General features: G+C 65.3%; 6 protein-coding genes, 1 tRNA gene and 1 pseudogene. 4 read left to right on the top strand and 4 right to left on the bottom strand.

Translation table 11 applies throughout. From position 1 onward, the window contains the following. Positions 1-184: pseudogene (locus ASE59_RS20565) on the bottom strand (lipase); the annotation flags it as partial. A gap of 117 nt (positions 185-301) precedes the next feature. On the opposite strand from ASE59_RS20565, the gene ASE59_RS04660 reads away from it, so the two are divergent. Continuing rightward, positions 302-1,060, top strand: a complete 759-nt coding sequence (locus tag ASE59_RS04660; RefSeq protein WP_056452538.1) for a Crp/Fnr family transcriptional regulator — start codon at positions 302-304, stop codon at positions 1,058-1,060. Positions 1,061-1,537: 477 nt separating this feature from the next. Here ASE59_RS04660 and ASE59_RS04655 read toward each other — a convergent pair whose 3' ends face one another. The 3 genes from ASE59_RS04655 to recJ all read right to left on the bottom strand — a co-directional run bounded on the left by ASE59_RS04655 (position 1,538) and on the right by recJ (position 5,134). Then, positions 1,538-3,085 carry a DUF6538 domain-containing protein gene (locus ASE59_RS04655; RefSeq protein ID WP_056452535.1) on the bottom strand — a complete coding sequence of 516 codons (1,548 nt, stop codon included), beginning with the start codon at positions 3,083-3,085 and terminating at the stop codon, positions 1,538-1,540. A 95-nt stretch (positions 3,086-3,180) separates the two neighbouring features. Then, positions 3,181-3,255 (bottom strand) — tRNA-Glu (locus tag ASE59_RS04650). A 115-nt stretch (positions 3,256-3,370) separates the two neighbouring features. Further along, the gene (gene recJ / locus ASE59_RS04645) at positions 3,371-5,134 is read right to left on the bottom strand and encodes a single-stranded-DNA-specific exonuclease RecJ (RefSeq protein ID WP_056452532.1); all 1,764 of its coding nucleotides are present in this window, start codon (positions 5,132-5,134) and stop codon (positions 3,371-3,373) included. Between the two features lie 87 nt (positions 5,135-5,221). Between recJ and ASE59_RS04640 the strand changes: the two genes are divergently transcribed. From ASE59_RS04640 to ASE59_RS04630, 3 genes are read left to right on the top strand one after another with little or no spacing between them, the layout of a single operon-like run. After that, positions 5,222-6,430, top strand: a complete 1,209-nt coding sequence (locus ASE59_RS04640) for a trans-sulfuration enzyme family protein (RefSeq protein WP_056452529.1) — start codon at positions 5,222-5,224, stop codon at positions 6,428-6,430. Beyond that, the gene (gene apaG / locus ASE59_RS04635; protein ID WP_056452525.1) at positions 6,427-6,825 is read left to right on the top strand and encodes a Co2+/Mg2+ efflux protein ApaG; all 399 of its coding nucleotides are present in this window, start codon (positions 6,427-6,429) and stop codon (positions 6,823-6,825) included. Before ASE59_RS04640 ends, apaG begins: the two co-directional genes overlap by 4 nt. Continuing rightward, positions 6,822-7,613 (top strand): LysR family transcriptional regulator, encoded by a 792-nt coding sequence (locus tag ASE59_RS04630; protein WP_056452521.1) that lies wholly within the window; start codon positions 6,822-6,824, stop codon positions 7,611-7,613. Before apaG ends, ASE59_RS04630 begins: the two co-directional genes overlap by 4 nt. Positions 7,614-7,645: the final 32 nt, after the last annotated feature.

Here is a 7,645-nt window from a genome sequence, read left to right as displayed (position 1 = left end):
GCGTCTCGATCGGCTTGCCGGCGAGCGACGCGAGCGCGTCCAGGACCAACTGCATATCGGGTGCGGCCTTAGGGGGCTGCACGGATGTCGCGGGAGGCGGTGGCGGAGGAGGTGCCGTGATCGAGCGGGCTGACTGGGCCAGAGCCGGAACGCCCGCGATCGCGGTCGACGCGGCGATCAGCATGGAAATAGATCTGCGCAAATATTCCTCCTGTATCTGTCCATTTCCCAACCATTGGGCGACCTTCAGCGTTTCGGTACGAAAGTAGACGCAAGCGTCTGGGCAGCGAGGTTGGGCAGTATGAGCGGCGGCATGGATGACATGGCTTCGATCGTGGATGGGACGCGCAGGTCAAATGCGGTGCCGTATGAGGCGAACGCGCTGCTACGTCTTTTGAGCGACGCGGACCGCGCCGCCCTTGCGCCACATCTGGAACTGGTGCCGTTTCGCAACGGCGACATGATTGCGCGCGCCGGCGATGCGGCCGACAGCATCTGCTTCCCGTTGACCGGTATCGCTGCAGTACTTGACTCACTCGAGGGTGACCGCCGCTACGCAGTCGCGCTGGTCGGCAGCGAAGGGTTTATCGGTTGGCAGTTGTTGCTTGGCAACGAGCGTTGGTCGCACGACGTGGTGATGCGGGCGGAACACGGCACGGCGATGCGGCTGTCGGCTGCAGCGTTGAACGAGATACTGGCCGACCGTCCGGCGATCCGAGCCGTTCTGCTCCGTTTCGTCGACGTGGTCATGACCCAGATGTCGAGGACGATCGTCTCGTCGCTCGCGCATTCCATCGAGCGGCGGATGGCGCGATGGATCCTGCTCTACCACGACCGAGTACGCGAGGACGACATCTGCATGACGCACGAGGAGTTCAGGCTCATGCTCGGCGTCCGTCGCAGCAGCGTGACCGACGCCCTCCACAAGCTCGAAGAGGATGAGGCTGTCCGCTCCGTACGCGGGCGCGTGATCGTGCGTGATCGCGAGCGGCTGCTGAGGCTCGCCGGCGACACCTACGGGTTCGCCGAAGCGGAATACCGGCGCCTACTCGGTCTCTGATCCTATAGATTTGTGGACGATGGCGCCTGGGGCGACCTCAGTGGCCTGCACAGTCCGCATCGCCATCGGTTCGTCCTCAGAATTAGACGAGCAGTTGAGATTGAAATGAACGAATGACCGCAGCTGGGAAGCGATAAACATGTAGCGAATGACCGATTATGGGTCGAGGCGTTCTGCGTCATGGATCCAGCGTCAGTATCGCCCCGATATGCTTTTGCTAGATAGCTGTAATGAAGCGCTGGGCTACGAAGGACTAATCTACCTCTGGATAGCTAATTTTTTCGATAGCATCGCTTAGCACCTGCATATGAGCGCCGCGCCCATAATGCGTGCTGACTGATCCGTTGGCATGACCGAACAATAGATCAACGATTTCGGCGGGAGCCTTGCCCCGAATTGCCCGTTTGCCAGTGTGGCGGAACGAATAGAAGACCAGTTCCGGATCGGATAGCCCGATACTATCGAGGAAGTCGTTTATTACCCGCGAAAGGCGCTGTGTCCGGCTGCCATATTTGTTGGTGTCCAGTTCCGGAAAAAGCCATTCGGCATTCTCTCCCTTCGCTTGTTCACCAGATCGAGGAAGCCGGCCTGTATGAGTATGGGGTGCAGTGGGATATCGCGCTTTGCACTCGCGGTCTTCATCCGCTTGGCTGGGCACTCCTGTTCCTCGCGGACACGCAGGCGATCTGGCTCGATCGCGATGTAGGGAATGCCGTCGTAGGTCCTGACGTTACCTGGACGCAGCTTGCCCAGTTCCTCCAGCCGGCATCCGGTGAAGGGGGCCAAGAGCAAAGTCCAAGCCAAGGTGCTGGGTGCAACGCCGCTCTTATTCGGGAGCTCTGCACTGAAGATTTTGACGAGGTCCTGCGGTTCGAACGGCAGGCGAGGGTCTTCGATCTCGTTCTTGGGCAGCGACTTGACAGCCTTCGCTACATTCTCGGTTATGACCTCAAGTTCCTCGACGGCATGATCGAGCGTCACGCGGATGGCGGACAGCGCCTTGTTGACCGTTGCGGGGGCGAGTACTTTCAGCCCCTGCGCCTTGGCCAGTTCCACCTGCTCGAGCAGCGGAAGCGCTCTGATCGCCTTGCCCACACGCGACGGCAACGCCGCGCAAGTCCGGCGATAGGTGCGGACCATCGACGCGGTGATGGTATCGACGGGCGGATCGTCATGCAGGCGCGCGAATCGAGTGATCGCGGTACGCCATTCGTCTACGAGCTTGGGCTCGCGGGGCTGGGACACAGCCCAATCCTCGAAGACCTTGGTGATGGTCGGTGTCGGAGCGTTCGACGAGGTTTCTGCCGATTGTAGGCCTGTGGCCGCGTGATGAGTACTTGGCACCACGCTGAACGGGATTGCGGATGGAAGAATACGCACGCGGGCCGGATCGATCTTGGGGGTGCAAACCTCGCACAGCCTGTCAAAATAGGCTTGGCCGATCGCTTCGTAGAGCGCTGGGTCGATTGGCTGGGCAATGCCGCTGTTGAACGCGATCGCGAGGATGGCCCAGTCGATGGGATCCAGCGACGGGAGAGTGGAAATTCGCCGTAGCGTTTCAAGCCAAGGCAGCGGGCTGAAGTCCGGCACTGCCTCCAGCATCGTCTTGCGGTCGCCGAAGTTTTGGAGGTCAGGCCGTTCCGGCGGGCTGCCGAAGTCATAGCGCGAACCAGGGTCATAGTCGGTTAGGCCGTGGGCGTGTTGGAAAGCACCAACTTCGAGCGATGCCAGCTTCTGGGCCATGCCTTGCAGTTGCTGTTCGCTGACACCGTCAAGATAGGCGTCGACCATGGATCGCGCCGATCGGAGCTGCTGGCTGGCGAGGCTGCGCCGCGCTGCCGCAAGCTTCTGGTCGTAAACAATGGCGTGCGGGTGGTAGCGCTGGCGAGCTTCATCCGGATCGCGCGTATCGAGGGTCCGCTTATACTCGCTCGACGCGCCGTCGAAGAACGGCCGAAGCGCTGCGGGAATGACCCGACGAAAATAGAGAATGCCAGTGCGAGGATCTTTGAACGGAGCAGCCATGCGGATCACTTTGTACGCATCCTTTGTACACAAGGATGGGTAAAGCGTCCATGAAGACCGCATACACCGCGCAAATCCGCCATTTTGGCGGGCGCTGGTGACCCCTACGGGAATCGAACCCGTGTTTCAGCCGTGAAAGGGCCGCGTCCTAACCGCTAGACGAAGGGGCCGTGAAGGCGTGAGCGGGCTGTTAGGGGAGGGATTTCGATCGGTCAACAGGGTTTTTGTAGATATCGTTCAATTTGCCGTCGCCGTCCTGTCGTTTTGCCGTCGCCACCCTGCCGTTCAATCCGCCCATGCCATGTCGTCGATGTGCAGTTCGGCGGTGGGGCGGGTGCCCCAGTCGTCGAGCTTCGCGCGGCCGGCCAGGAACACGCGGCGGTGCGCGGGGGCGCCGAGCAGCGCCGCGCCGAGATCGGTTTCGGCCTGGCGGAACGCCACGCCCTTGAACCGGCGGCCGTCGTCGCCGGTCAGGATCGCGCGGACATGGCCGTTGCCGACGATGTCCGCCTTCACGATCCGCACCGGCCCGGCGGCGACGCGGGGGGAGGGCCAGCCCATGCCATAGGGGCCGCCCGCCTCCAGCGCCTCGATCAGCGACGGGCTGACCCCACCGGGCGCGAGCACCGCATCGACCAGCAGCGCGCGGTCCTCGCGGGCGCGCTCGACCGGTTCGGCCATGCGAGCGTGCAGGAAGTCGGCGAGCGCCGGGATCGCGTCCTCCGCCACCGTCACGCCAGCCGCCGCGGCATGGCCGCCGCCGGCACTGACCAGCCCGAGTTCCTTCGCCGCGAGGATCGTTCCGCCCATGTCGACGCCGGGAATCGATCTCCCCGAGCCCTTGCCGACGCCATGTTCGTCCACCGCGATGACCAGCACCGGGCGCCCCAGCTTTTCCTTCAACCGTCCCGCGACGATGCCGATGACGCCCGGATGCCAGCCGCGTCCCGACACGACCACGCAACCGCGCGAGTCCTGTGCACGCGCCGACAGGTCGGCCTCCGCCTGCACATCGCCCTCGATCAGCCGGCGTTCCTCGTTCAACCGGTCGAGCTCGACGGCCAGCGCGCGCGCTTCCTCCGGGTCCTGCGTCGTCAGCAGGCGAACGCCCAGATCCGACTTGCCGACGCGCCCGCCGGCATTGATCCGCGGCCCCAGCGCGAAGCCGAGATCGGTGCAGGTCGGCGCGCGGGTCAGGCGCGATGCCTCGATCAGCGCGGCGAGGCCGATATTGCGGCGCCCGGCCATGACCTTCAGTCCCTGCGCCACGAAGGCACGGTTGAGGCCGCGCAACTGCGCTACATCCGCCACGGTGCCGAGCGCGACGAGATCGAGCAGGTCGAGTAGTCGCGGCTCGGCTCGGCTCGCAAAGAAGCCGCGCGCCCGCAACGTCCGAAGCACTGCCGCGCCAAGCAGGAAGGCGACCCCGACTGCCGCGAGATGGCCATGCGCCGCGCCTTCGCCTTCGTCGAGCCGGTTGGGATTCACCACCGCCAGCGCCGGCGGCAATTGCGTCGTGCATTGGTGATGATCGACCACCAGCACGTCGACCCCGGCATCCTGCGCAGCGGCAAGCGCGTCGAAGGCCTGTGCCCCGCAATCGACGGTGACGATCAGCGTCGCACCTTCCCCTGCCAGCCGCAGCATCGCGGGAGCATTGGGGCCATAGCCCTCGGTTTGCCGATCGGGGATATAGGGACGGGCGGTCAGCCCCAGATCGCGCAACAGCCGCACCAGCAACGCCGCCGAGGTCGCGCCATCGACGTCGTAATCGCCGAAGATCGCGACCGGCTCACCCGCCATCACCGCCTCGGCGAGGCGTTCGGCGGCGCGGTCCATGTCGCGGAAGATCGACGGGTCGGGCATGAACTGGCGGATGCTGGGCGTCTTGTGCGCATCAAGTCCTTCGCGCGGACAGCCGCGGGCCAGCAGGATACGGGTGACGAGGTCGTCTGCGACGAAACCTTCGTCGCAGACATCGCCTTCCAACCCCCGCCAGCGCCATGGCTGACCGAGGATGGAGCGATCCACATTGAGTACGGAACGCATCGCCGCGCTCTACTCCCTGCCCGCAAGCCGGTCCAGCGGGCGCATCCCCTCTGGAAATTCTCCGCCCGAGCGCGCAAAGACCCACGCATGAAGCGCAAGACCGGACAAGACCGCAGCATCACCGCCAACTGGCGTCCCGCAACGCAGGCCGTGCGTGGCGGCACCGCGCGCAGCGAATATGGCGAAACGTCGGAGGCGCTGTTCCTGACCTCGGGCTATGCCTATGACTGTGCCGGCGACGCCGCCGCGCGTTTCGCCGGCGAACAGGTCGGCATGACCTATTCGCGGTTGCAGAACCCGACGGTCGAGATGCTCGAAGAACGCATCGCGCTGTTGGAAGGGGCCGAGGCGTGCCGGACGATGGCGACCGGCATGGCGGCGATGACCGCCGCGCTATTGTGTCAGTTGTCGGCGGGCGACCATCTGGTCGGCGGGCGTGCTGCGTTCGGGTCGTGCCGCTGGCTGACCGACACGTTGCTGCCGAAATTCGGGATCGAGACGGATGTCGTCGACGCCCGCGATACGCAGGCGTTCATCGATGCCAGCCGTTCGAATACCAAGGTCTGGTTCTTCGAAACGCCGGCCAATCCGACGATGGACGTCGCCGACCTGACCGCAATCTGCGCGGCGGCGCGCGAGCGCGGCATCGTCACCGTCGTCGACAACGCCTTTGCCAGCCCCGCGCTGCAACGGCCGATGGAGTTCGGTGCCGACGTCGTCGCCTATAGCGCGACCAAGCTGATGGAAGGGCAGGGGCGCGTGCTCGCCGGGGCCGTGTGCGGGAGCAAAGCGTTCATCGACGACGTGCTGCTGCCCTTCACCCGCAACACCGGACCGACGCTCAGCGCGTTCAACGCGTGGGTGGTGCTGAAGGGGCTGGAGACGCTCGACCTGCGCGTCATGCGCCAGTCGGAAAACGCCCTGAAGGTCGCGAGCTTCCTCGAAAGCCGCGTGGCGAAGATCAACGCGCCGGGCCTGCCCAGCCATCCGCAGCACGACCTGTGCATGCGGCAGATGAAGATGGCCGGACCGATCTTCTCGTTCGAACTCGATGGCGGTCGGCGCCAAGCACACGGGCTGCTCGATGCGCTGCAACTGATCGATATCTCGAACAATATCGGCGATTCGCGCTCGTTGATGACGCACCCCGCCTCCACCACCCATTCCGGCGTGGCCGAGGAGAAGCGGATCGAGATGGGGATTTCGGAAGGCATGATCCGCATCAACGTCGGGTTGGAAGACCCGGCGGACCTGATCACCGATCTGGACCAGGCGTTGCGGGCGGTCGCCCTATGAAGGCGCTGTTCCCGCACGAGGCGACGACCGCCGGCATCGCGGTGCGGGTATCGGCGACCTATCTGCCCGAACAGTCGCAACCCGCGCAGGGCCGCTGGTTCTGGGCCTATCATATCCGCATCGAAAACGGGTCGGAGCGCACCGTCCAGTTGCTGACCCGCCACTGGATCATCACCGACGGACGCGGCGAACGGCACAGCGTGGAGGGCGAAGGCGTGATCGGCGAATTGCCGGTGATCGAACCGGGCGGCAGCTTCGACTATGTGTCGGGTTGTCCGCTGTCGACGTCCAGCGGGGCGATGCAGGGCAGCTATCATATGCTCGCCGATGACGGCGATACGTTCGACGTGGCGATCCCGCGCTTTTCGCTGCTGGCACCGGCGGTCGGCGCATGAAGCGGACGCATCTTCCGCTCAACGGGCTCCGCGTACTCGACGCCGCCGCGCGCCATCTGTCGTTCACCCGCGCCGCCGACGAACTGGCGGTGACGCCGGCGGCGGTCGGGCAACAGGTCCGCGCGCTGGAGGACACGCTGGGCGTCGTGCTGTTCCGCCGTACGACCCGCGGCCTCGAACTGACGCCCGAGGGCGAGGCCGGGCTGGCGGCGCTGCGTGGCGGCTTCCTGCAATTCGAGGAGGCGGTCCGCGCGATGCAGGCGGGGCAGTCGTCCAAGTCGCTGACCATCGCCGCCCCGCGCGACCTGACGCAAAAGTGGTTGCTGCCACGCCTGTCGCGGATCGCGACGTCCGATCCCGAACTGCGCTTCGCATTGGTCGCGGCCGACGATGCGATCGACTTTACCGAAGCCAATCTCGACCTCGCCATCCGGTGGGGCGACGGTCCCGGCGCGAATGAGGGTGAGGCGCTGGAATCGGACGGCATGGTCACGATCGAACGTGCCGGCGGTGGCGCGGACACGCGGATCGGCTGGGCCGGGTGCGAGCCGGAGGATGCCTCGGCGCTGGTGCGAGTCGCCGATGCGGGCCTCGCGATCGATGCGGCGGCGGCGGGGCTGGGGCGGGCGACGGTGCCCGAACTGCTCGCGCGCGGCGATATTGCTGCGGGGCGGGTGACGGTCGTCGGCGATCCGAAGGGCGGGCGGCAGGGATACTGGCTGGTCGCGCCGCTCCCGCAATGGCGGCAGGCGAAGGTGAAGGCTTTGGTGGACGCGTTGGTGGGGTAGGCGTTTGGGGGGAGGTTGCGCTTCGTCGCGGG

It is taken from the genome of Sphingomonas sp. Leaf10 (genome assembly GCF_001421245.1).
GTDB lineage: Bacteria > Pseudomonadota > Alphaproteobacteria > Sphingomonadales > Sphingomonadaceae > Sphingomonas.
Note: the sequence above shows the minus strand (reverse complement) of the source record. Positions and strands in the feature narration are given on the sequence as shown.